This window comes from Mucilaginibacter sp. 22184 (assembly GCF_052045695.1).
GTDB lineage: Bacteria > Bacteroidota > Bacteroidia > Sphingobacteriales > Sphingobacteriaceae > Mucilaginibacter.
Genome location: NZ_JBQEPI010000002.1, coordinates 435,129 through 456,776, shown reverse-complemented (window position 1 = coordinate 456,776; position 21,648 = coordinate 435,129). Strand labels below are relative to the sequence as shown.

Annotated in this window: 21 protein-coding genes; 14 read left to right on the top strand and 7 right to left on the bottom strand. The window is 42.5% G+C overall.

Annotated features, from left to right (window positions below; genetic code table 11):
• The first annotated feature begins 34 nt into the window (after positions 1–34).
• Positions 35–1,342, top strand: a complete 1,308-nt coding sequence (locus ACTJKG_RS06935; protein WP_172333064.1) for an MFS transporter — start codon at positions 35–37, stop codon at positions 1,340–1,342.
• Positions 1,343–1,393: 51 nt separating this feature from the next.
• On the opposite strand, the gene ACTJKG_RS06930 is transcribed toward ACTJKG_RS06935, so the two are convergent.
• Positions 1,394–1,627 (bottom strand): hypothetical protein, encoded by a 234-nt coding sequence (locus ACTJKG_RS06930; protein WP_172333065.1) that lies wholly within the window; start codon positions 1,625–1,627, stop codon positions 1,394–1,396.
• 175 nt (positions 1,628–1,802) lie between these two features.
• Between ACTJKG_RS06930 and ACTJKG_RS06925 the strand changes: the two genes are divergently transcribed.
• A complete protein-coding gene (locus ACTJKG_RS06925) occupies positions 1,803–2,051 on the top strand; it encodes a DUF3820 family protein (RefSeq protein WP_172333066.1) in 249 nt (82 codons plus the stop codon).
• A gap of 81 nt (positions 2,052–2,132) precedes the next feature.
• Positions 2,133–2,777: a peptide-methionine (S)-S-oxide reductase MsrA gene (gene msrA / locus ACTJKG_RS06920; protein ID WP_440738749.1), complete on the top strand. Its 645-nt coding sequence runs from the start codon at positions 2,133–2,135 to the stop codon at positions 2,775–2,777.
• Between the two features lie 107 nt (positions 2,778–2,884).
• On the opposite strand, the gene corA is transcribed toward msrA, so the two are convergent.
• Together corA and ACTJKG_RS06910 are read right to left on the bottom strand one after the other, a co-directional pair.
• Positions 2,885–4,009: a magnesium/cobalt transporter CorA gene (gene corA / locus ACTJKG_RS06915; RefSeq protein WP_440738748.1), complete on the bottom strand. Its 1,125-nt coding sequence runs from the start codon at positions 4,007–4,009 to the stop codon at positions 2,885–2,887.
• Positions 4,010–4,630 carry a WbqC family protein gene (locus ACTJKG_RS06910; RefSeq protein WP_440738747.1) on the bottom strand — a complete coding sequence of 207 codons (621 nt, stop codon included), beginning with the start codon at positions 4,628–4,630 and terminating at the stop codon, positions 4,010–4,012.
• A gap of 35 nt (positions 4,631–4,665) precedes the next feature.
• On the opposite strand from ACTJKG_RS06910, the gene ACTJKG_RS06905 reads away from it, so the two are divergent.
• Positions 4,666–5,550, top strand: coding sequence for a lysophospholipid acyltransferase family protein (locus ACTJKG_RS06905; protein WP_440738746.1), 885 nt, complete (start codon positions 4,666–4,668; stop codon positions 5,548–5,550).
• Positions 5,547–6,632 (top strand): glycosyltransferase family 2 protein, encoded by a 1,086-nt coding sequence (locus ACTJKG_RS06900; protein WP_440738745.1) that lies wholly within the window; start codon positions 5,547–5,549, stop codon positions 6,630–6,632. Before ACTJKG_RS06905 ends, ACTJKG_RS06900 begins: the two co-directional genes overlap by 4 nt.
• Here the strand turns inward: ACTJKG_RS06900 and ACTJKG_RS06895 are convergent.
• Positions 6,601–9,147: a mechanosensitive ion channel family protein gene (locus ACTJKG_RS06895; RefSeq protein ID WP_440738744.1), complete on the bottom strand. Its 2,547-nt coding sequence runs from the start codon at positions 9,145–9,147 to the stop codon at positions 6,601–6,603. The genes ACTJKG_RS06900 and ACTJKG_RS06895 overlap by 32 nt on opposite strands.
• Positions 9,148–9,289: 142 nt before the next feature.
• Entirely contained in the window at positions 9,290–9,709 is a 420-nt protein-coding gene (aroQ, locus tag ACTJKG_RS06890; protein WP_172333072.1) for a type II 3-dehydroquinate dehydratase, read from the bottom strand.
• 41 nt (positions 9,710–9,750) lie between these two features.
• On the opposite strand from aroQ, the gene xerD reads away from it, so the two are divergent.
• Complete coding sequence (gene xerD / locus ACTJKG_RS06885; RefSeq protein WP_172333073.1) at positions 9,751–10,650, top strand: site-specific tyrosine recombinase XerD; 900 nt, start codon at positions 9,751–9,753, stop codon at positions 10,648–10,650.
• Positions 10,651–10,802: 152 nt separating this feature from the next.
• The gene (locus ACTJKG_RS06880; protein WP_172333074.1) at positions 10,803–11,141 is read left to right on the top strand and encodes a hypothetical protein; all 339 of its coding nucleotides are present in this window, start codon (positions 10,803–10,805) and stop codon (positions 11,139–11,141) included.
• Between the two features lie 67 nt (positions 11,142–11,208).
• On the opposite strand, the gene prmC is transcribed toward ACTJKG_RS06880, so the two are convergent.
• Positions 11,209–12,087: a peptide chain release factor N(5)-glutamine methyltransferase gene (prmC, locus tag ACTJKG_RS06875; protein ID WP_440738743.1), complete on the bottom strand. Its 879-nt coding sequence runs from the start codon at positions 12,085–12,087 to the stop codon at positions 11,209–11,211.
• A 33-nt stretch (positions 12,088–12,120) separates the two neighbouring features.
• Between prmC and ribD the strand changes: the two genes are divergently transcribed.
• The 5 genes from ribD (at position 12,121) to bioB (ending at position 17,676) form a co-directional block, all read left to right on the top strand.
• Complete coding sequence (ribD, locus tag ACTJKG_RS06870; RefSeq protein WP_440738742.1) at positions 12,121–13,167, top strand: bifunctional diaminohydroxyphosphoribosylaminopyrimidine deaminase/5-amino-6-(5-phosphoribosylamino)uracil reductase RibD; 1,047 nt, start codon at positions 12,121–12,123, stop codon at positions 13,165–13,167.
• Positions 13,168–13,281: 114 nt separating this feature from the next.
• The gene (locus ACTJKG_RS06865) at positions 13,282–14,151 is read left to right on the top strand and encodes an EamA family transporter (RefSeq protein ID WP_172333076.1); all 870 of its coding nucleotides are present in this window, start codon (positions 13,282–13,284) and stop codon (positions 14,149–14,151) included.
• 203 nt (positions 14,152–14,354) lie between these two features.
• The gene (locus ACTJKG_RS06860; RefSeq protein ID WP_440738741.1) at positions 14,355–14,969 is read left to right on the top strand and encodes an IMPACT family protein; all 615 of its coding nucleotides are present in this window, start codon (positions 14,355–14,357) and stop codon (positions 14,967–14,969) included.
• Positions 14,970–15,132: 163 nt separating this feature from the next.
• Positions 15,133–16,488 (top strand): magnesium transporter, encoded by a 1,356-nt coding sequence (gene mgtE / locus ACTJKG_RS06855; RefSeq protein ID WP_172333078.1) that lies wholly within the window; start codon positions 15,133–15,135, stop codon positions 16,486–16,488.
• A gap of 186 nt (positions 16,489–16,674) precedes the next feature.
• A complete protein-coding gene (gene bioB, locus ACTJKG_RS06850; RefSeq protein ID WP_419698658.1) occupies positions 16,675–17,676 on the top strand; it encodes a biotin synthase BioB in 1,002 nt (333 codons plus the stop codon).
• Positions 17,677–17,861: 185 nt separating this feature from the next.
• Here bioB and ACTJKG_RS06845 read toward each other — a convergent pair whose 3' ends face one another.
• Positions 17,862–18,353: a YajQ family cyclic di-GMP-binding protein gene (locus tag ACTJKG_RS06845; protein ID WP_172333080.1), complete on the bottom strand. Its 492-nt coding sequence runs from the start codon at positions 18,351–18,353 to the stop codon at positions 17,862–17,864.
• A 314-nt stretch (positions 18,354–18,667) separates the two neighbouring features.
• Here ACTJKG_RS06845 and ppk1 point away from each other — a divergent pair, with 314 nt between their 5' ends.
• Both ppk1 and ACTJKG_RS06835 read left to right on the top strand, forming a co-directional pair.
• Positions 18,668–20,713, top strand: coding sequence for a polyphosphate kinase 1 (gene ppk1, locus ACTJKG_RS06840; protein ID WP_172333081.1), 2,046 nt, complete (start codon positions 18,668–18,670; stop codon positions 20,711–20,713).
• A 4-nt stretch (positions 20,714–20,717) separates the two neighbouring features.
• The gene (locus tag ACTJKG_RS06835) at positions 20,718–21,593 is read left to right on the top strand and encodes a Ppx/GppA phosphatase family protein (protein ID WP_172333082.1); all 876 of its coding nucleotides are present in this window, start codon (positions 20,718–20,720) and stop codon (positions 21,591–21,593) included.
• Positions 21,594–21,648: the final 55 nt, after the last annotated feature.

Here is a 21,648-nt window from a genome sequence, read left to right as displayed (position 1 = left end):
TAATAGAACAACAACCAATTAAAAACCAATCATAATGAAAGAAACTAAAGTTGGGAATTACAGATGGGTCATATGCTCGCTGGTTTTTTTTGCCACTACGGTAAATTACCTGGACAGGGCAGTGATCAGTCTTTTAAAATCCGATCTGACCAAGGAATTCAACTGGAACGACGGAGATTATGCCAATATTGAAATAGCATTTAAAATAGCCTACTCTTTGGGCCTGCTGGCAGCCGGAGGTTTTATTGACAAGGTAGGCACCAAGCTGGGTTACTTTTTATCAACCCTTTTTTGGAGCATCTCTGCAGTGTGCCACGCTTTTGTGGGCAGCACCTTTGGCTTTGGCGTTGTACGTTCGGCTTTAGGTATCAGCGAGGCGGGGAATTTTCCGGCAGCTATTAAAACAGTAGCCGAATGGTTCCCGAAAAAGGAGCGGGCATTTGCCACCGGGATCTTCAACTCCGGATCAAATATCGGCGCTATTGTAGCTCCTTTAACTGTACCTTTTATCGCGGTAACCTGGGGCTGGCGCTGGGCGTTTATCGTTACGGGTTCTATTGGTTTTATATGGTTGGTGCTTTGGTACCTGTTTTATGAAACACCTGCCAAACATAAAAAAGTGACCCAGGCCGAGCTCGATTACATCAACAGCGACCAGGAAATTTTGGGTCAGAAAGAGGAAGTAGTAGCAGGCAAAAAGATATCCTGGGGCAAACTGTTAACGTTTAAACAAACCTGGGCGTTTGTGATCGGTAAGTTTTTAACCGACCCTATCTGGTGGTTTTATTTATTTTGGCTGCCCGATTTTTTGGAGAGCCAGTATAATTTAAAAGGTACGGCAATAGCCATTCCTGTGGCATTGGTTTATACCATGTCTACATTCGGCAGTATTGGTGGTGGCTGGATACCTATGCGCTTGATCAGGAACAACTGGCCGGTATTTAAAGCCCGCAAAACTTCCATGTTTATCTACGCCTTATTCGTGATCCCTATTGTGTTTGCACAGGTATTGGGAGGTATTAATATGTGGCTGGCAGTAATTGTGATCGGCATCGCTGCATCCGCTCACCAGGCCTGGAGCGCCAATATCTTCACTACAGTATCTGATATGTTCCCAAAAAGATCAGTTGGATCGGTAACCGGTATTGGCGGCATGTTTGGTTCAATTGGTGGTGTATTTTTATCACTATTGGTACAAAAAAACCTGTTTGTACATTACAGGGCAATTCACCAGATAGAAACTGCTTATTATATCATGTTTGTGGTTTGCGGCAGCGCCTATATACTGGCCTGGTTTATTATGCACCTGCTTGTGCCTAAAATGAAGCCCATCAACTTATAAAATACATACATTGATCAACTAAAAAAGCCCCTGTAAAGGGGCTTTTTTTTATTAAAGTCTGCTTTCAACCTGCTCGGCCAGTTCATCTATCCAACTGGATAAGAAGGGCTCAGTGCCTGTAAGCCTGATCCACTCACCTTCGGCATCTTTGGCTATAATCAAGTGTAGTGTTCCGTCAGTTGATTTAAACTCGTAAGCGTTTGTAAAGTTAGGATATGTAATCCCCTGGGCGATACCGTCAATTGTACTGTCGGTACCCGAGAGTGTTGCTTCAAATTGTTCCATAGGTGTATATTTTATTAACTAACACTGTTTTGGTGTTTGTGTTTGTTGAAGAAAGATTTCTGAACCAGGATTAACTGGATTAAAGGATTCTCTTGATTTATATTTTGTTTTTGTGATTATGAGGTAATCACAAAATCCTGTTCATCATGGTTCAGATGTTTACTAACTTTATGCCGTGCAAAATTTACAACCCGACCCCAAAATATTGATTGATATCGTACAAACCCGGATGCCTTATGGTAAATATAAAGGAACCATTATAGCAGATATTCCGATAAGTTACCTGGAATGGATGGCTGGTAAGGGTTTTACCAAGGATAAAATGGGAATGCTATTATCAACTACTTTTGAGATCAAGACCAATGGACTGGGCGAAATTCTTTTTATGGTAAGAAAATCACTGAGTCAGAGCGGAAACCGATAACCGGATTTATTACTTATCGATGACCATCCAACCGAAAGGTTTCGGGCGTATATACGACTAAAGAGCTAAAATCATGGTGATATGAAAAAGTTGATCTTATATATAGTCGGAGTTTTTCTGTTTGCTGGTTGTGCCAACGGACAGTCATCCAATAAATTTGCCGCGTTACCAAAACCTAAAGTCGGCGAGGCCGAAGCCACTTTTGGCGGGGGCTGTTTCTGGAGCATGAGTGAGGCCTTATCTGAGCTGAAAGGGGTAAAAAGTGTTGTTTCAGGCTATGCTGGTGGCAACACCAAGAACCCAACCTATGAGGAGGTAAGTTCACAAAGCACCAATCACGCCGAAACAGTCAATTTAATCTATGATCCTAAAGTAATCAGTTACGCGCAACTGGCCGAGGCCTTTTTCTTTGCCCATGACCCTACAACCCTGAATAGACAAGGGCCTGACGAAGGTACCGATTATCGGTCTATTGCTTTTTATCGTACCCCCGAGGAAAAGAATACCCTGCTGGCTACCATCAAAAAAGTAAATGAGTCAAAGCATTATAATAGCCCGATAGTGACACAGGTGGTACCTTATAATGTCTTTTATCCGGCCGAAACATATCATCAGGGTTATTACAGGAGCCATCCAAACCAGCCATACATCATGTCGGTATCGGAACCCAAAGTAATGAAATTCAGAAAAGCTATGACTGCAGAATTGAAGCCGGAGTTCAAATAACACCTTTTTATTTTGTCATTCTGAACGTAGTGAAGAATCTATTCTACGATCTGCATGTCCAATAACAAATCCTTCACTACGTTCAGGATGACAAACTTATATTTTCCCTACAACTTATTAAACCATCCCTTTTTCCAAAATACAAATACCTGTATAATGGCTATGGCAAACATAAGCACAATGGCGTAAACGTAGCCGTGCTGCCAGTAAAGTTCGGGCATGTTATCGGGAATAACATGGCCTTTGTCGTCCTGGCGGGCAAAGTTCATCCCGTAAATGCCGGCAATAAAAGTGAGGGGGATAAATATCACTGAAATGATGGTGAGCACCTTCATGATCTCGTTCATCCGGTTGCTTACCATTGATAGATACAGATCAATAATGCTGGAAGTTACCTCTTTGTAGTTTTCAATCAAATCCATGGCCTGTATACAATGGTCATAGGCATCACGCAGGAACAACTTTACTTCTGCTGTGATCAATGGGCACTCCGAGCGGATCATGTCGTTGATCTTATCACGCTCGGGCCAGCTTGCTCTGCGTATGATGATCAGCGTACGTTTGATCTGCTGCGAATTAAACATGATGCTTTTATCTGCACTGTTATAAACCTTATCCTCAATGGCATCCAGCTTATCGCCGATGAGTGCCAGCAACATAAAGTAGTTATCAATAATGGTATCAATAAGGGCGTAACACATATAGCCCGGTCCTGCGGTGCGTATCGCACCTTTACCCGCCTTGAGCCGTGCCTTTACCGCTTCAAAAAATTCTTCGTGATCTTCTTCAAAGCTGATGATCAAATTGTCCTTAAGAATGGCCGAAAACTGGTTGTTCACCAGTTCGTCCTCTTTGTTAAAACTAACCATACGACTGGTGCAAAAAGCATAATCATCGTATTCATCAAATTTGGGGCGCTGGTGGGTATTGGCTATATCTTCCAGCACCAATGGGTTAATGTTTAAGTGGGTGCCTATTTCTTCAATCAAGGTTGCGTTGCCCAGGCCGTTAATCTTTATCCAATGCGTATGATTATCGCATTTTTTTAGCTGGTTTAAAATTACTTTAATGTCTTTCCCTTCGGAGGTAACCAGCTCGTGCTCATTATAAGAAAACATAGCGATATGCGGTTTCAATGCGCCCTCAGGCAGTACAATTGTTCCTGGCCTGTCGCCAACATTGCCCTGGTGCCTGTTTACTTTATAGCGTACCCGTTTTATCCTGCTGTCCATTTACAAATAATTAATACTTTGCGGTCCCTGGTTAAATAACAGATCAACAATGCTCAGATTTTTCAGAAAACCCTTCCGATCTTCAAAAACCTGAAAATAAGGTTTTTGTTCCAGTTCCGTTTCTTTTTTTGGATGGATAGAAATTCTCAGGTCGGCAACGGATGACGGATATTCGGGTTGATACTCGTCCGTGTATTTTATATCGGCTTTTATTTTAATGAATTTCAGCAGCAACTGCAAAAGCTCTTCATTATAGTCAAAAAGAAAGGGTACCTGTTTCTGCTTTTGATAGAACGCGGCAAAATCATCCTCGTAATATTCAAAATAAGCCGAACGGCGATAACAGGCCCCCAGGCTTTGCCAATGCAGGCGTTGCCAGTCAAAGTCATAACTGATCTTCACATCCTTGGCCTTGGTATGATTTTTTGAACCTTTAATGACCGGAACGGTGAGGGCCAGCAGCCCATCGGGCGAGTAAATATTGGCCCGGTTGCGGTAGGTTTGTTTAGGGAAATGCTCTTCTCTTTCTATCAGAATATCAGGTTTATACGTGTTTAACTGTACGAAATATTCAACCGGCGGAAGATAAAACATAGGGAACACAGCGCCTTTTTCAATCATATATTTTATGTTTGTGTTCAAAATTGGTTAAAATAATGATAAAAAAAGGGTTTTTGAGGTTAGGTATATTTTTTTTGTACCTCATATCGTTACTTCCCTTTTGGTTTTTGTACATCCTGTCTGATATACTGTTTGTTATTATCTATTACCTGGTGCGGTACCGCAGGGATGTGGTGCAGCAAAATCTGGCCAATTCCTTCCCCGAAAAAACGGCTAAAGAACGCCGTGATATTGAATTCAAATACTACCGTTACCTGGCCGATCTGATTGTGGAGACAGTTAAAATGATCACCGTGTCGGAAAAACAGATCCAAAAAAGGGTAGTAGCTACCAATTCAGAACTGGTGCATGAGTATTTTGCCAAAGGTAAAAGCATTATAGCTGTGGCGGGGCATTATTGCAACTGGGAGATGGCGGCGCTCAACTTTAATTTTGTTACCGATAAAAGGTTCATGATTGTGTATAAACCACTGTCTAACTTTACATTTGACGAATTTTTTATACAGGTACGGTCTCGCTTTGGCGGGCAGCCGGTAGCCATGAAACAAACCATGCGCAAGATGGTTGAATACCGCAACGAACTTACCGTAAGTGTACTGGTGGGCGATCAGACACCGGTAATGCACGAAGTAAATTACTTTACTAATTTTTTAAATCAACCTACAGCCGTATTTTTAGGCATCGAAAAAATATCAAAGGCTATTGATGCCGCCGTGGTGTTTTACGATATGAAACGCGTAAAAAGAGGTTATTACACTTATACATTGGTTCCCTTAACAGAAAATCCTAAACAAACTGCCGAGCACGAAATTACCGATGCGCATGTGCAATACCTGGAAGGGATGATCAGACGGGAACCGCAATATTGGCTATGGTCGCACCGAAGGTGGAAATTTAAGCCGGAGGACATACATAAATGATCAACACACCCAAAGTTGCTGTAGTTATATTAAACTGGAACGGCGTTAAATACCTTAAACAATTTTTACCATCGGTATTAGCCTCCACCTGGCCGGGATTGGAGATAGTGATAGGTGATAATGCCTCTGCAGATGATTCCATCGCTTTCATAAAAGAAAACTACCCGGCTATCAGGATTATTCAAAACGATAAGAATTATGGTTTTACCGGCGGTTATAACCGGGTGCTGAGCCAGGTTGATGCCCACTATTATATCCTGCTCAACTCTGATGTGGAAGTAACACCCGGTTGGATAGAACCGGTGATCAGTTTAATGGAAAGCGATGAGCAGATTGCCGCCGCCGCGCCTAAACTGTTATCGTTCCCGCAAAAAGATCAGTTTGAACATGCCGGGGCTGCCGGTGGCTTTATTGATAGCTTTGGTTACCCATTTTGCCGTGGCCGTATGTTTTATGAGCTGGAGCACGATCTGGGGCAGTATGAACAATCGGGCGAGGTATTCTGGGCATCTGGTGCATCCTTATTTATCAAAAAGAAATATTGGGACGAAGCAGGTGGCTTTGATGAGCACTTTTTTGCCCACATGGAAGAAATTGACCTTTGCTGGCGATTGAAAAACCTGGGGTATAAGGTGATGTACTGCGCGCAATCAACCATATACCATGTGGGGGGCGGCACGCTGAATGCAGAAAATCCATTTAAAACCTATCTCAATTTCCGTAATAACCTGCTGCTGCTGAAAAAGAACCTGCCTTTTTGGAGAGCCCTGTTTGTGATTGGCATACGGTTTTGCATGGATCTGCTGGCCATATTCCGTTTCCTTGCCGAAGGCAAACGTAAGGATGCCTGGGCGGTTAGCCGGGCCCATCAGAATTTTGTACTGGGGCTTTTCGGGATACATGTTTCCGGTTATGGTGTTAAAGACCTGGGCAATGGCGAAAATAAGCTGTCGCCTAAAACGCACAAATCAAAACGGATAGTACATAATCTTAAAGGCATGTACAAAGGCAGTATTGTATGGGCTTTCTTCGTTAAAAAGAAAACCAGGTTTACTGATCTTGACCAGACTGATCTGATTTAGCATCATCCGCGCCGCTTTCTTTTATCCGCTTGGTCTTTGGAGCTTTCTCTTTGTCAGTAGAGCTGATAACCAGGCTTTCAGGCGGCCATATTAAATGCACATCCTGTTGAGGGAGTTGAATCCCTGCCTTATTTAGTACGTTATAAATATCGGCCAGTATCTGGCTTTTAAGGCCAACCCAGGTGCTGATGTCGGCAGCCCAGAAAAGTACCCTGAAATCAACCGAACCTGCCGTGAGGTTATGCAGCAATACCGATGGCTCGGGTACTTGCATAATATCGTTATGCGTATCCAATACGCCCTTCAGTAAACTTTTAACTTTTTCAATGTCAGCGCCATAGGCCACGGTAATAATGAGCTCTACGCGGCGGTTATTGTTGCTCAGTGTCCAGTTAATTACGTGGTGGGATATCAGGTCGCCGTTGGGAATAATCACTTCGGCACCATCGGCAGTGGCTATTTTACTGGCCCGGATGCCAATATCCAGAATAGTACCCGAGCGACTGTCGACCTCAATAATATCACCCACTTGTATTGGTTTTTCAAAGGCTAGTATCAGCCCCGAAACAAGGTTATTGACAATGTTTTGCAAACCAAACCCAATACCAATACCAAAAGCACTGATAATGATGGTTATCTTGTCAATCGGTACGCCTGATGCGGCAACCGCCAGGAAAAAGCCCACAGCAATAACGCCAATACGGATAAGCAGGGTAGAGGTGCGGTTTTTCTTTTTCAGTACATCCATATCATGCCTGTGTTTGGCCGATACATCATACAGATAACTGATGATCTTGGAACTGATAGACGATAGCCAGATCACCGCGATAAATATGATAACACTTTGAAACGTGAACACCGTATTGGTGCCGCCAATACTGCGGTTAGTGGTTAAAAATGCTTCAATGTGGTCAAAAACGGTATCTTCAACACTCAGGTTTTGAGTAAGCATCACAATCCAAAGCAAGCTGACTAAAACAGTAAGCACGCTCCTGAACTTATTTTTGAGTAACTGAAAGTCGATATATGAGCTGAAATTATTGCTGTTCTTACTGGCCTCCAGTTGTAAAAACAAAGCTTCCATGAACATTTGTACAATATAATACATCGCTATAGCCAACCATAAGTTATGCACTGCGGTTACCCCAATTATTTTACCCAAGCTAAAACGACCGAAAATATTACACAAAACCGAGGCAAGTTCAAGCACAATAAATACTTTAAGCACTATTCTGCTATAAGGTAAAAAGCCTTCGGGCGACTTTTTAATAACCGGCAATAGCCTGATACTGATATAGCCAGAAGCCAGCCCGAGTATTAGCACCGCAACCCTGTCGGCATTGGTTACCTGTATAAACAGGTTACTGATACAATAGAAGTTAGTGATGATAAACAGCAGCAGCAAATAATTGAACAGCGGTTTAGGGCAGGTTTTCCAGGTTATGTATAATATGCCAGTTATCAGAATCACAAAAAATGTTTCCAATACAACTACCGGCGGATGATCATAGAAATTCGGAACCAGGGTAAAAGCGATGATCACTGCCGAGGCCATTGGATAAAGGATCACATAATTGGCCTGTGTAAATACCGCATCAGGCGTATCATTGGCTTTTAATATCTTTTTACGGCTCGAATAAATCCAGGCCAGGAAGCCCACCAATACCAGCAGCCCGGAAAGATGAGTTAATATATCACGACCGATAAAAAAGCTGAAAAGCTTGGAATTCATTGAAGTGGTTTTGGAAAGCGCCTCCTTAAAATCGATACCCTCGCTGGCTTTCATATTCCAAATATTGCTGTATTCGGCCGATAACGCTCTTTCGCCAAAGTCTCTTATTTTTTGATCTATCTGGTCTTTGAGATCAAGTATGGCTATATATACCGACGAAGTTCGGTTTTGCAACAAGCCTACCTTTACCATTAATTTTTTGTTAACGGTATCTAACCGGTGGTATTTACTGTCGATTGCTATTTTTTGAATCAGGAAAGTGGTGGCTAACGAACTATCAGACGGAAGGATCTTCAAGGTGCTATCCTTGGATATGGCATTCAGATCGGTTTGATTCTGGACCATTTTGGAGTTGATGTCGGCAAGCTGATCCTGCCATCCATCCAACTTGTCGCCCAGGCGGGTTAAAACATCGCGTATGGTATATAAGTAACGCAATGTGCTCGATTTATCGTTATCGATCAACGATTTGATGACTCCTACGCTTTTTTCATACCGGGGTAGTTGCGCGCTGATGTCGATCGTGTCTATCTTTTTGGAAAGGTTTGATTTGATCTGGTTAAAGGCCGATGTATAATATTCTACCTTTTGCAGTAAATTATTGGTTGATGTGTCCGATCTTTTGAGGGCCCGCATCATTGAGTCGCGAGAGAGGATAGCCGCCCGGAGCGAATCTCTTACCGATCGTGTTTTTTTCTTTTTGGTTTGGGCCAAGGCGTCCGCACCGGAAAAAAGGGTGATAAGCAACAGGCAGTACGCGGTAATTCTGTATAATTTATGCATAGGGGTAAATACGCTAAACGCCATGAGTTAACACTTTATTTTAAAAAAGATGCAAGATATAAGAATCAGGAATCAAGCGTTGGGAATTAAGACGGGTTGTTTCCTGTCTTGATTCTTGGCTCTTACTTCTTGATTCCTGTTTTTAAGAACCCACCAGGTTTTCAATCGCAAGGCGGTATGAGTCCATACCAAAACCGGCAATCACCCCTCTGCAGCTCGCTGCCAGCATAGAGTGATGTCTGAATGCTTCACGTTTATGTACGTTTGAAATATGCACCTCAATAACCGGTGTATTGATAGCCGCGATGGCATCAGCAATAGCTATGGAAGTATGGGTGTACGCGCCGGCATTCAGTACAATTCCGTCATACGAAAAACCAATTTCATGTAGTTTGTTTATAATTTCGCCCTCAACATTACTTTGATAATAATTAATAGTGATGTTTGCATAGCGCTTACGCAACCCGTCGAGATAAGTCTCAAAACTGGTATCGCCATAAATCGACTTTTCGCGTACGCCAAGCAGGTTTAAATTGGGGCCGTTTATAATTTGTATATTCATTAGTTCAAACTTAAAATAAATCATTTAAAAAAAGTAACAAATTGGAGTGGCGTTCGGCAATAAAAGGTTTTCAGGCCTATTTGAAGTTAGAAAAATCGCTTGCCGATAATTCTATCGAGTCGTACAGTCGCGATATTGAAAAATTATTCCAGTTTTCCGATGCGCAGCAAGCCCAACTAAAACCGGAAACTATTACGTTAAGCGACTTACGATTGTTTATAACCTGGGTAAATGAACTGGGCATGATCCCATCATCGCAGGCCCGGATATTATCGGGCATCAAGGCTTTTTACAAATACCTGCTGATGGAGGACATCATCAAAACAGACCCATCTGAGTTGCTGGAATCGCCCCGGATAACACGTAAACTGCCCGATACCCTCAGTTACCAGGATATTAACCGGCTCATAGCGGCTATTGATCTGTCGAAACCAGAAGGTATGCGTAACAAGGCTATATTGGAAACCTTGTATGGCAGTGGCCTGCGCGTGTCTGAACTAACCGAGCTCAAGCTCTCCAACCTGTACCTGGATATTGAATTTATAAAAGTAACCGGCAAAGGGAATAAAGAGCGCCTTGTACCTATTGGCGCCGAAGCTATTAAGGCAATAAAAATGTGGATTGAACATGTGCGGGTTCATATTGCTATAAAAAAAGGGGAAGAGGACATTGTTTTCTTGAACCGGCGCGGTTCCCGCTTAAGCCGGGTTTATATTTTTCTGCTGATTAAGGATCTGGCCGAACGTATCGGGTTGAATAAGGCTATCAGTCCACACACTTTCAGGCATTCGTTTGCCACCCATCTGGTAGAAGGAGGGGCCGATCTGCGGGCGGTACAGGAGATGCTCGGGCACGAAAGTATCACCACTACCGAGATATATACCCATCTTGATCGTGAATACCTTAAAAGCACTATCAGTCAGTTTCATCCGCGTAGTTAAGAGGTAAAAAATATGGCCCGATGGTATGCTAATTCCCCGATTGTGGCGGGATTTACCCAGCTTGTTTTGCGAAATTTAATTAACATACATGATACTGACTTTAAGTAGATTTCGGCATTTAGCTTGCATAGGGTTAATTAAAGATTAATACCATGTTAGATTATATAGAAGAATTAAATGAGCTAAAGGAGTTGTTTGACGGCCTGGGCAACTATTCGAAAATTAATGCTTACGTGCTTCAGGTGCTTTTAGAACGCTATGATGGCGTTGTTGAACAGTTATACTGTATGAATGATCAGGTGTTCCAGTCTTCGGTAGCTACCATTCTGGAAGCCGAAAATGAGCTTAGCGTATTGATGAACGACGAATTACCATCAGTAAGAAAGAAACTGATATTTGAGATAAATAAGTTTAAGCTTAAAGTTGCTGTTAACAGCGATCTGAGTCGCTATGGACATTACAAAATGATCCAACAGATCAACTATAATTGATTAACCCTTATTTAACTGTTTCTATAAAGTGCACCAGGTTTATTCCAGGGCATTAAGCCGCGAAAACTCATAATTTCGCGGCTTTTACCATTCTATCGCGGCCGCTCATGTCCTGTTTTAAAATAATGTCTGTAAATCCCTTTTTGCGCAGCATTTCAACAGTCTCAGGCCCGTAGTTTTCGTTGATTTCAAAAAATAACAGGCCATTTGCAGGTAGTTTAGCCAGGGCAAAATCGGCAATGGTATGATAAAATAGCAAGGGATCATCCTCTGGTACAAATAGAGCGCTGTGTGGCTCGTGATCTGTCACATTAGCATGCATCTGCTTTTTATCCAGAAGTGTAACATATGGAGGATTACTGACTATTAAATTGTACAAGTCAAATTTTGCCATTTGCGCCTGCCAATTCAAAATATCATTATGAATAAAATGAATATCGGTTTTGTTCAAACCGGAATTCTCCCGGGCTGTTTGCAGCGCACTTTCCGAGATATCAACTGCCGAAACCTTGGCATTAGGCAGGTTTTTTTTAATACTGATAGCGATACAACCGCTGCCTGTGCCAATATCAAGGATACTGCCTGTAAAATGCTCGCTGTTTTCGGCAAATAACCCGCCGAAGGTTTCCAGTATCCACTCTACCAGTTCCTCTGTCTCGGGGCGGGGAATCAATACCGATGGATTTACTTTGAAGGGTAAACCATAAAATTCCGTTTCGCCTAAAATGTATTGTACAGGTTCGCCGGTTTGAAGGCGGAGGAGTACATCTTTGAGTTGATCGCTTTGTTCTACGCTTAATTCCCGTTCCGGGAACGCTTTGATGGATGCTTTTGATAGTTTGATTATTTGGCTGATGACCAATAAAGTAAGGGCTTCCGTTTCCGTGCTATGGTATATATTGTTCAGCTGTTTGTAATCTTCAAAAACATCCTTTATTGTAATCATGCAACAAAGTAACATAAAAGCTACTTTTGCAGCATGCTTAAACATGAAAAATATATGCAGCGCTGCCTGGAACTTGCCCAACTGGGTGCCGGGCAGGTAAGTCCAAACCCAATGGTTGGGGCAGTTGTGGTTCATGATGATAAAATAATAGGCGAGGGCTATCACCAAAAATATGGCGAGGCCCATGCCGAAGTGAATGCCATTGCCCAGGTAATCTCCCGGTTTGATAACGCCGCTGAGTTGTTAAAGCAATCAACTATATATGTTTCGTTAGAGCCTTGCGCACATTATGGCAAAACCCCACCCTGTGCCGATCTGATCATCAAACACCAGATACCACAGGTGGTAGTGGGTTGCCGCGATACCTTTGAGCAGGTGGATGGCAAAGGGATAGCTAAACTAAAAGCTGCCGGTATTGAGGTGATAGCGGGTGTGCTCGAAAAAGAATGCCAATGGCTTAACCGCCGTTTTTTTACCCGGATACAAAAACACCGGCCATACATTATATTAAAATGGGCGCAAACCACTGATGGCTTTTTTGCTCCGTACGATAATAGCCAGCTTTGGATAACCGGCGAACAATCGCGCAGGTGGGTGCACCAATGGCGCAGTGAAGAAGATGCCATACTGGTGGGTAAAAATACGGCCGCCATTGATAACCCTAAACTTAATGTACGCTATTGGGAGGGTAAATCGCCAAAACGTATAGTGATAGACCGAAGACTAGAATTAGATAAAAACTTGAATGTGTTTGATCAATCGGTTGAAACATTCATATTTAATGAGATTAAGTTTGATGCCGATGGCAAGAATAAATACATAGCCCTGGAGGATTTTGACCGTTATGTGCCCCAGTATATTTTGTACCAGTTATATCTGCAGGATATCCAGTCGGTTATTATTGAAGGTGGTGCCCGCACGCTGGAAAGTTTTATAGAAGCAGGTTTATGGGATGAGGCCCGCGTGTTTACCGGTAAAACTGTTTTAACAAAGGGTATAAAAGCACCGCAAATAACAGGTATAATTGCAGAAGAATTATCATCGGGCGATGATCGCCTGACGATAATACATAACATTTAAGTATCAAGTAGCTAGTATCAAGTATCACGACCAGAAAAACGGGTTGTGAAAACTGGATACTTAATTGATGAAAATCTTGTTACTTGATACTAACTACTTGATACCAATTATATCATGCTCTACGTTTTTTTAAGTATTTGCTGCAGCGTTGTAGTTTCTGTGCTATTGAAACTGGCTAAACGCTACCATATCGATGTATTTCAGGCCATCACCTGGAACTACTCTATGGCTATATTGCTTACCTGGATATTTTTTAAACCGCAGCTTAGCATCAATTTTACGGATGCACCAATTTATAATTATATAGCGCTCGGGATCTTATTTCCTTCGTTATTTGTCGTCATGGCCTCTTCTGTGCGGCTGGCGGGTATTGTACGCACCGATGTGGCGCAGCGGCTATCGTTGTTCATTCCCATTTTCGCGGCGTTTTTTATATTTAATGAGGCTAAGGATACCATAAAGATCATCGGCATTGTATTGGCTTTTATCGCTATCATATGCTCTATACCCTGGCAAAAGGCTTCACGTGATAAGGCCGCCAAAGTTTCCTGGATCTATTTACTCGTCGTTTTTTTAGGTTTTGGTATTATTGATGTGCTTTTGAAACAGATAACCAAGCTGAACAAAGTGCCGTTTACCTCGGCCATTTTTGTGATCTTTATATTGGCCTTCGCGCTTTCCATGATCGGACTTATTTACCAGGTAGCTACCAAAAAGACAAAATTCTCCTGGCCGCATATCCTCATTGGGTGGATACTGGGGATAGCTAATTTTGGCAATATTCTGTTTTACTTAAAAGCTCACCAGGCTTTGGCTAATAGTCCTTCGGCGGTGTTCTCATCCATGAACATCGGTGTAATTATAGTGGGGACTTTTATCGGGATATTCATATTTAAAGAAAAACTGAGTATGCTCAACAAAATTGGTATTGTAGTAGCTATACTGGCTATTGTAGTCATTTATTTCCCGCAGCTTTTTAGTTAACTATTGAATTATTGATTTAGTGAATTAGTGATTTATTCTTCATTATTGAGTTGTGAAAAAAAAATATGAACAATTTAGTAAAATCCTGAAATCCCTTAATCCGGAAAATCGAGGTTCAGATATTTAGTGAATTATTTGAATTTTTAAATGAGTTGTCGGTTTTTAGCTTTCCGCTTTTAGCCTTCCGCTTTTCGCTTAAAAAAATGCTTTTTGACGATACTTATAAAACTATAGAGAAACCAACTGAAGGTATATTCCGCGACCGGGGCAGCAAATTCCTGGCTTATGCCTATCCAATCAACTCAGAGAATGATATTAAAGGAATTATCACCAACTTGAAGGCTGAACATCCCAAAGCCAATCACCATTGCTGGGCCATGCGCTTGAGTATTGATAGGGGAGTGTTCAGGGTTAATGATGATGGCGAGCCCTCGGGTACTGCCGGTCGGCCGATACTCAATACACTGCTGTCGCGCGATTTGACCAATATAGTAGTTGTGGTAGTACGTTATTTTGGCGGTACCTTACTGGGGGTTCCCGGTTTGATTAATGCTTACAAAGTAGCAACAGAAGAAGCCCTGAACCAGGCGACCATCATTCATAAAACGGTGAACGATATATATACCATCAGCTTTGATTACTTGCAGATGAATGACGTAATGCGCGTTATTAAAGACGATAACCTGGCTATTCTCCATCAGCAATTTGACAATGATTGCCGCATACAGGTTTCCATCCGTAAAACCCAGGTGGAGCAAACCTTGTTTAAGATCAGCAAGCTTAGTGGCGCCGTGGCGAAATATGATCACAGTTTGTAAGATGCAAGAGTCAAGAGCCAGGAATCAAGATAAAGATGTTTTTTTTCTGTCTTGACTCTTGGTTCTTGGTTCTTGATTCTTGTCTCTGGTTTAAAAAACTGACTTTCTTTTCCTTACTCTTGGTTCTATAATTCCCGGCATAAATGACTATTTTAGTCGGAATATGCAATCTTTTGAAATCGATAAAACCGACCTGCTCCGCATTAAAGCCGCTCTGGAAAGCGATGATGTTGAGTTAGAGAAAGTTCTGCAGGGATACCACGCCTCTGAGATTGCTATTCTGTTTGAAAAACTTCCGCAGGAAGCTAAAGAACGCATCATCAATATTCTGCCAACCGACATCGCATCTGAAGTAATTTCGGAAATGGACGAGGAACACCACCCGGAAGAACTGCTGGTGAATCTTGACCCGGATAAACGTACCGAGATTGTTGAGGAATTGGATTATGACGATGCTACCGACATTATCTCGCAACTGGATGAGGAGCAGCAGCATGAGATCCTGAAAGATATTGACCAGGAGGATGCCAGCAGTATCCGCGCCCTGCTCAGTTATGACGAGGATACGGCAGGTGGTTTGATGAACTCCGAGGTTATCCGGGTAAATATCAACCTGGATAAGAAGGACGCGCTCGACGAGATCATCCATCAATCGGAAGAGATGGAGGAACTATATACTATTTATGTGGTTGATGACGCGGCTACGCTGAAAGGTATACTCTCCATCAAAAAACTCATTAAAGCTAAAGCCGACGCGCGGATAAGCGATTTGGTGCAAACCACCTTTGTGTATGTAAAGGCCGATGTTGACCAGGAGGAAGTGGCCCGTTTAATATCGCAATACAACCTCACCAATATCCCGGTAGTTGATGAACACATGAAACTGCTGGGCCGCATTACGGTGGATGACATCATCGACGTGATGGAGGAAGAAAATACCGAGGACATCCTGAAAATATCGGGTGTATCTGAGGACGAAGAGCTGAGCGGCAACTGGAAAGACGCGGTAAAAAGTCGTTTACCCTGGCTGGTTATCAACCTGGGTACGGCGTTCCTGGCGGCATCCATCATCCGTAATTTCGATTCGACGGTGGCTAAGCTTTCTATTATTTCGGCCTATATGACCATTATCGCGGGTATGGGCGGTAACGCCGCAACACAAGCCCTGGCGGTAACGGTAAGGCGTATTTCCTTGAACGATCTGAGCGATAAACAGGCCTATAACACCGTGCTGAAAGAGTTTTTGGTAGGGATGATCAATGGCGCGGCAAATGGTTTGATTGTTTTTACGGTGGCTTTTTTCTATGATGCCAACCCGATGCTGGGCCTGGTACTGTTTTTAGCCATGACGGGTAACCTCATCATAGCGGGTTTAACAGGCGCGTCTATTCCGCTGATATTAAAGCGGGTAGGGATCGATCCGGCGGTAGCGTCGTCTATAATCATTACCACGTTTACAGATTGCATAGGCTTTTTATTACCGCTTTGGCTGGCCACAAAGCTTTTGTTACACCACTAGGTAATTATTGAATTATTGATTTAGTGATTGGGAGAATGGTCTGATTGTTAGTGAGTTATTAAATTATTAAAGTTCTGTTAATTCTTTAATTCTGTAAATTCCGATCCAAGACAAATAAATCGCTAAATCACTAATTCACTAAATCACTAATTATTTTAAATTTGACCCATCAAAATCATAACAGAAATGACCGAGGTAAGATACAACTGGACTAAAGAAGAAATCGCTGAAATATACCATACCCCACTGCTTGACCTTGTTTACAAGGCCGCAACCATACACCGTGAAAATAAGGACTACGCCGAAGTGCAGATCAGCTCGCTGATCTCGATAAAAACCGGTGGCTGTTCTGAAGATTGCGCATATTGTCCGCAAGCAGCGCGTTACAATACCGGTGTTAATGTGCATGCCATTATGCCTAAGGATGAAGTGATTGCCGCGGCCGAAAAAGCCAAAGCCGGTGGTGCTTCACGCTTATGCATGGGTGCTGCCTGGCGCGAGGTACGCGATAACCGCGACTTTGACAAGGTGATAGATATGGTAAAAGCCGTGAATGCGCTGGATATGGAAGTTTGTTGTACCCTGGGTATGCTTACCGAAAGCCAGGCGCAACGTTTGGCCGATGCGGGCCTGTATGCCTACAACCACAACCTGGATACTTCTGAGGAAGATTATAAGCGTATCATCACCACCCGTACTTATGATGAACGTTTGCAGACACTGGAGCATGTGCGTAAAGCAAAAATTACCGTATGCAGCGGTGGTATCATTGGCCTGGGCGAAACTGTAGAAGATCGTATATCGATGCTGAAAACGTTATCAAACCTGCCTAAACACCCGGAATCAGTACCGATCAATGCGTTGGTACCTGTACAAGGCACACCACTGGCCGATCAGCCAAGGGTATCTGTTTGGGATATGGTACGTATGATAGCTACCACCCGTATCATTATGCCAAAAACGGTAGTGCGCCTGTCTGCAGGTCGTACAGAAATGAGCGTGGTTGAACAGGCTTTCTGCTTTATGGCCGGAGCCAACTCTATTTTCGCCGGTGAGAAATTATTGACCACGCCAAACCCATCATTTGATACCGATATGGCTATGTTTGAATTGCTGGGCTTGTCACCTCGCAAGGCATTTAAAAATGGTCGACCTAATGAAGTTAAAGAAGTTGAAGTAGCAGGGTAAGTCCTGTTATTCAAATACCATAAAAGAGAAAGAGCCGCAATTTGCGGCTCTTTCTCTTTTTATAAATAAAGCATCATTGCGAGCGCAGCGTGGCAATCCCTAATTAGCAGAGCCGCTCCGTATGTCGGGGATTGCCACGCTGCGCTCGCAATGACGTTCAAGTAATATTGGAATAGGAGCGGGTATTAGTCCCTCATATTAATATACTGCAATGGCTGACCGAAATTATCACCACGGCAAAGGCTGATCACCGCCTGCAGGTCGTCAATTTTTTTACCTTGCACACGCACTTGGTCGTCCATGATAGAAGCTTGAACCTTGAGGCCACTGTCTTTGATCTTTTTAACGATCTTCTTAGCTGTTTCTTTATCAATACCTTCTTTCACTTTGATCTCCTTGCGGATCATGTTACCCGACGCGTATTGTTCTTTACCAAAATCCAAAGCGTTAGAATCTAAATGCTGTTTCACCATACGGCTGATGATGGAATCCTGGATGGCTTTTAAACGCATATCATTTTCGGTAACAATAGTGATCTCGTTGGTTTTTTTATCCAGATCGATAGTGCTTTTTGAATCGTTAAAATCATAACGGTTCAAAATTTCCTTTTTTGCGGTATTGATAGCGTTATCAAGCGTTTGTCCGTCTATCTTGCTTACTATATCAAATGTGGGCATAAGTAAATGTTTTTAGTTTTATAAGTGTGCACAAAACTAAGTAATTTATAGTTTATAGTGTATAGTTGTTGGTTTATGGATGATAGATCATGGTTCATTGTTAAGAATCAATAGTGTATTGAATTTGCCAATCTTTATGGTTAATATACAGCAATAAACTATGCTCCATCATCTATGAACCATGAATTACCACCTATGAACAGTACCCCATGAACTATGTGTGAATAAAAACTCGTTAAATACTAATGAGTTAATATTAAGTTAACAAATAAATAAGCAGTTTTGTAAAAGTGAGCCCCAGGGGGGCAATTTATATGGATAAACAGGTTCCCTTAATAAACAGAGAGATAAGTTGGTTATATTTTAACGATAGGGTTTTGCAGGAAGCTGCCGACCCAACTGTTCCGCTAATTGAACGGGTAAGGTTTTTAGCCATATTTTCATCCAATCTTGACGAATTTTATCGTGTACGGGTAGCTACCATGAGCCGCCTGGCCAACCTGAATGAAAAATCGAAGGAAATACTGGGGTATAATCCCAAAAAGATCCTCAACCAGATCAAAAACCTGGTTGTAAAGCAGGAGCGCAAGTTCAATAACCTTTATGAAAACATCATTGTAAAGGAGCTCGCCGAAGAAAAGATCTTTTTGCTGAACGATAAACAGCTTAACGTAACCCGCGGCGCCTTCGTCAAAACCTATTTCAGGGAAAAGCTATTGGCAACGTTGGTGCCCATTATGCTGGATGATACCATGCCGCTACCCGAGCTGCGCGACAGGGCCATTTACTTTTTTGTAAAACTAACCAAGAACAATAAAACCAGGTTTGCCCTTATCGAGTTCCCGGATAACCTATCAAGGTTTGTAACCCTGCCCGAAACCAACAATCTGAAGTTTATTATCCTGCTGGATGATATCATCAGGTACAGTTTGGAAGACATATTCTTCATTTTTAACCACGATACTATCGAGGCTTATTCCTTACAGCTCACCCGTGATGCCGAGCTCGACCTGGATAAGGAAGTAAGTGAAAAATTCATCGATTCGCTGGCTAAAAGCCTGCAAAAACGCAAAAAGGGTAAGCCCATGCGTTTGCTGTATGATAGCGAAATGCCGTTGGATATGTTAAAATATCTGGTGAACAGGATGGGGCTGCACGGCGAAAGTTTAATACCCGGCAACAGGTATCATAACTTTAAAAATTTTATCTCGTTCCCTAACGTAGGCCGGCCCGAGCTGGAATATCCTAAGTATCCACCTTTACCTGTTGGTGATATCTCATTTGGTAAAAGTTTGATTGGTTTGATCGCCAAGCGCGATTACCTGGTGAGCACACCTTACCAGTCATATGATTATATTGTCCATTTTTTACGCGAAGCGGCTATTGACCCCAAAGTACGGGAAATTAGCATCGCGGTATACCGTTTGGCCGAAAACTCGCAGGTGATACACGCCCTTATCAACGCGGCCAAAAATGGCAAAAAGGTGAACTGCCTTGTAGAGCTTCGGGCGCGGTTTGATGAGCAGAACAACATTTTCTGGAGCAACAGGCTCGAAGAAGAGGGCGTTAATGTATTGTACGGCGTGGCTGGCTACAAAGTGCACTCCAAAATATGTTTGATTACCCGTATCGAAAAACGAAAACTGGCTTATTACGCTTGTCTGTCAACCGGTAATTTCAACGAGAAAACAGCACGTATCTATGCCGATCACACACTTTTTACGGCCAATCCAAAAATCACAGGCGATCTGGTAGTAGTGTTCAAGGCTTTATATAAAAACGCGTTGCCAAAAGGGCTTAAAAATCTGATCGTATCGCCCATTGATTCCCGGCCGGCTATTTATAAGCTGATCGATAACGAGATCAAGAATGCCAAGGCTGGTAAAAAGGCATACATGATACTAAAAATGAACAGCCTCGCCGATGAGGATTTGATCAATAAACTGTACCAGGCCAGCAATGCCGGTGTTAAGATCAGGATGATCGTTAGGGGGATGTGTTGCCTGATACCTGGCGTAAAAGGGTATAGTGACAATATCGAGGTGATCAGTATTGTTGATAAATACCTGGAGCATGCCCGGGTGCATATTTATTGCAATGGAGGCAGCGAGTTGCTGTACCTGACATCGGCCGATTTTATGAGCCGTAACATTGATAACCGTATTGAGGTAGGTTTCCCGGTGTATGATGAACAATTGCGCAAAGAGATCAGGGATATTATTGATATCCAGTTACATGATAATACTAAGGCCCGAGAAATAAACAGCCATAATAACAACAAGTACCACAAAACTCACTCCGCCGAGTCGCATCGTGCGCAGATTGAAATATATAATTATCTGAAAGCTAAAAATAAATAACAAATTGAGATACGCCGCTATAGACATAGGTTCAAACGCAGTAAGGCTGCTGATTGCTGATATTATTGAAAACAATGGTTCGGTTTCTTTTAAAAAGAATACGCTGATCAGGGTGCCTTTGCGCCTGGGCGATGACGCGTTTATACAGCACCATATTTCTGAACGTAAAACCAATGATCTTTTAAAGGCGATGCAGGCCTTCCGCAACCTGATGGATGTGTATAAGGTGACCGATTACCTGGCCTACGCCACATCGGCTATGCGTGAGGCCGAGAATGGAGAGGAGGTGGCTAAACTCATCAAACAGGAAGCAAATATCGATCTGGAAATCATCCATGGCTCGAAAGAAGCCAAAGTGATTTACGCAAGTCATGTTGATCAAAACATCGATAAAAGTAAAAACTACCTTTATATCGATGTAGGCGGTGGTAGTACCGAGCTTTCCTTGTTTTCTACAGGACAGCTCATGGCATCCAAATCGTTCAACATCGGTACCATCCGGATACTCGATAACCAGGATACCGAAGAAACCTGGAACGAGATGAAAGATTTTATACGTGAGCATACCCGTGGTTTTAAACAATTGTCAGGTATTGGCACCGGTGGTAACATCAACAAGCTATATAAACTCTCCGAAGAAGAGAACGAAGCACCACTGAGCTTTAATAAGCTTCGCCAGCTATATACTTATCTTACGTCCTTCTCCCTTAAAGACCGCATCAACGTGCTGGGCCTTAATCAGGACCGCGCCGATGTAATTATACCCGCCTGCGAAATATATCTTACCGTGATGAAAAATGCCGGTATTAAGAGTATTTATGTGCCCAGAGTAGGTATGGTTGATGGTATTATTCAATTACTTATCGAGAAGAATTTATAAAAACTTAACGTAAAATTATTTTTACAAATTTGTTTAGTAATTTAAAAACTCTTAT

Coding starts and splice junctions, on each gene's coding strand:
- ACTJKG_RS06935 (WP_172333064.1), top strand. CDS start 35: ATGAAAGAAACTAAAGTTGGGAATTACAGATGGGTCATATGCTCGCTG.
- ACTJKG_RS06930 (WP_172333065.1), bottom strand. CDS start 1,627: ATGGAACAATTTGAAGCAACACTCTCGGGTACCGACAGTACAATTGAC.
- msrA (WP_440738749.1), top strand. CDS start 2,133: ATGAAAAAGTTGATCTTATATATAGTCGGAGTTTTTCTGTTTGCTGGT.
- corA (WP_440738748.1), bottom strand. CDS start 4,009: ATGGACAGCAGGATAAAACGGGTACGCTATAAAGTAAACAGGCACCAG.
- ACTJKG_RS06910 (WP_440738747.1), bottom strand. CDS start 4,630: ATGATTGAAAAAGGCGCTGTGTTCCCTATGTTTTATCTTCCGCCGGTT.
- ACTJKG_RS06905 (WP_440738746.1), top strand. CDS start 4,666: ATGATAAAAAAAGGGTTTTTGAGGTTAGGTATATTTTTTTTGTACCTC.
- ACTJKG_RS06900 (WP_440738745.1), top strand. CDS start 5,547: ATGATCAACACACCCAAAGTTGCTGTAGTTATATTAAACTGGAACGGC.
- ACTJKG_RS06895 (WP_440738744.1), bottom strand. CDS start 9,147: ATGCATAAATTATACAGAATTACCGCGTACTGCCTGTTGCTTATCACC.
- aroQ (WP_172333072.1), bottom strand. CDS start 9,709: ATGAATATACAAATTATAAACGGCCCCAATTTAAACCTGCTTGGCGTA.
- ACTJKG_RS06880 (WP_172333074.1), top strand. CDS start 10,803: ATGTTAGATTATATAGAAGAATTAAATGAGCTAAAGGAGTTGTTTGAC.
- prmC (WP_440738743.1), bottom strand. CDS start 12,087: ATGATTACAATAAAGGATGTTTTTGAAGATTACAAACAGCTGAACAAT.
- ribD (WP_440738742.1), top strand. CDS start 12,121: ATGCTTAAACATGAAAAATATATGCAGCGCTGCCTGGAACTTGCCCAA.
- ACTJKG_RS06865 (WP_172333076.1), top strand. CDS start 13,282: ATGCTCTACGTTTTTTTAAGTATTTGCTGCAGCGTTGTAGTTTCTGTG.
- ACTJKG_RS06860 (WP_440738741.1), top strand. CDS start 14,355: ATGCTTTTTGACGATACTTATAAAACTATAGAGAAACCAACTGAAGGT.
- mgtE (WP_172333078.1), top strand. CDS start 15,133: ATGCAATCTTTTGAAATCGATAAAACCGACCTGCTCCGCATTAAAGCC.
- bioB (WP_419698658.1), top strand. CDS start 16,675: ATGACCGAGGTAAGATACAACTGGACTAAAGAAGAAATCGCTGAAATA.
- ACTJKG_RS06845 (WP_172333080.1), bottom strand. CDS start 18,353: ATGCCCACATTTGATATAGTAAGCAAGATAGACGGACAAACGCTTGAT.
- ppk1 (WP_172333081.1), top strand. CDS start 18,668: ATGGATAAACAGGTTCCCTTAATAAACAGAGAGATAAGTTGGTTATAT.